2 protein-coding genes are annotated in these 1,896 nt (G+C 70.6%); both read left to right on the forward strand.

The genetic code is table 11. The features are described from left to right. Window positions 1-94 precede the first annotated feature (94 nt). A complete protein-coding gene (locus tag H5J33_RS33450) occupies window positions 95-1,096 on the forward strand; it encodes a GDP-mannose 4,6-dehydratase (RefSeq protein ID WP_181798443.1) in 1,002 nt (333 codons plus the stop codon). Window positions 1,097-1,135: 39 nt separating this feature from the next. After that, window positions 1,136-1,849 carry a sugar phosphate nucleotidyltransferase gene (locus H5J33_RS33455; protein ID WP_181798444.1) on the forward strand — a complete coding sequence of 238 codons (714 nt, stop codon included), beginning with the start codon at window positions 1,136-1,138 and terminating at the stop codon, window positions 1,847-1,849. Window positions 1,850-1,896 lie beyond the last annotated feature (47 nt).

A 1,896-nucleotide genomic window follows, 5' to 3' on the forward strand; every position in this document is an offset into this window, starting at 1 on the left:
TGGCGCTGGTGACGTACGCGCTGCTGCTGCTCGGCCGGCCCGCCCGGCACGTGTGACCCCGTCCCCTCCCCAACCCATCGGAAGGACACCTCAGTTGACCTCCGCACCGCTCGCCGCCGTCACCGGAGCCGAGGGCTTCATCGGCTCCCACCTCACCGAGGCCCTGGTCGCCTCCGGCCACCGGGTCAGGGCCATGGCCCAGTACAACTCCTTCTCCTCCTACGGCTGGCTGGAGACCCTCGCCCCCGACGTGCTGGACCAGGTGGAGATCGTCCTCGGCGACGTCCGCGACCCCGGCTCGGTCCGCGCCCTGCTCGACGGCGCCGACGTCGCCTACCACCTGGCCGCCCTCATCGCGATCCCGTACTCCTACCAGGCGCCGCACAGTTACGTGGACACCAACGTCACCGGCACCCTCAACGTGCTGGAGGCCGTCCGCGCCCTCGGCACCCCCCGGCTGGTGCACACCTCCACCAGCGAGACCTACGGCACCGCGCGCACGGTGCCCATCACCGAGGACCACCCCATCAACACCCAGTCCCCGTACGCCGCCTCCAAGGCCGGCGGGGACCGGCTCGCCGACAGCTACCACGCCAGTTTCGACACCCCCGTCGTCACCCTGCGGCCGTTCAACACCTTCGGGCCCCGGCAGTCCATGCGCGCGGTCATCCCCACCGTCATCGGCCAGGTCGCGGCCGGCGAACGCACCATCACCCTAGGCGACCTCAGGCCCACCCGGGACTTCACCTTCGTCAAGGACACCGCCCGGGCGTTCCTCGCCGTCGGCACCGCCCCCGCCGGACAGGTCGTCGGCCGCACCTTCAACGCCGGCACCGGCGGCGAGATCTCCGTCGGCGACCTGGTCGCGCTGATCGGCAAGGTGATGGACACCGCCCTCGACGTCCGCGCGGACCCCGCCCGTATCCGGCCGGCCAACTCCGAGGTGATGCGGCTGGTGTGCGACGCCACCCGGCTCACCGAGGCCACCGGCTGGCAGCCCGCGCACACCCTGGAACAAGGGCTCGCCCACACCGTGGAGTTCTTCCGCGACCCGGCCAACCTGGCCCGCTACAAGACCGGCATCTACAACATCTGACCCCGACCGGCACGCACCGCCCCACCAAGGAGGAGCCCCATGCACGCAGTGATCCTGGCCGGAGGCAAGGGCGTCCGGCTACGGCCCTACACCACCGCGCTGCCCAAGCCGCTCGTCCCGATCGGCGACCAGCACGCCATCCTGGAGATCGTGCTGCGCCAGCTGTCGGCCGCGGGCTTCACCCGCTGCACCCTCGCGATCGGCCACCTCGGCGAGATCATCCGCGCCTACGTCGGCGACGGCTCCCAGTGGGGCATGACCGTCGACTACGCCACCGAGGACAGCCCGCTCGGCACCATGGGCCCGCTGCTGGGTCTCAGAGACCGGCTGCCCGAGACCTTCCTGGTGATGAACGGCGACGTCCTCACCGACCTCGACTACGCCGACGTGCTGCGCCGCCACCAGGACTCCGCCGCGCCGCTCACCATCGCCACCTACGCCCGCAAGGTGCACATCGACTTCGGCGTGCTCACCACCGACGCCAGCAGGGTCGTCGCGTTCACCGAGAAGCCCAGCATGGACTACCGGGTCTCCATGGGCGTCTACGGCCTCAGCCGCGCCACCCTGGACGGCTACACACCCGGCCTGCCGCTCGGCTTCGACGAACTCGTCCTCGATCTGCTGAAGGCCGGAAACCCCCCGCACGCCTACGAGTTCGACGGATACTGGCTGGACATCGGCCGCCCCGACGACTACGACCGCGCCAACGCCGAGTTCACCACCCGCAAGTCCCTGCTGCTCAAGGGAGCCTGAGTACCACATGCGCATTCTCGTCCTCGGCGGCACCGGGTATCTGGGCC

Source organism: Streptomyces sp. WELS2 (assembly GCF_013870595.1).
Lineage (GTDB): Bacteria > Actinomycetota > Actinomycetes > Streptomycetales > Streptomycetaceae > Streptomyces.

Bases quoted from the DNA above. Each gene is read 5' to 3' on its own strand.
- H5J33_RS33455 (WP_181798444.1), top strand. From the start codon at position 1,136: ATGCACGCAGTGATCCTGGCCGGAGGCAAGGGCGTCCGGCTACGGCCC.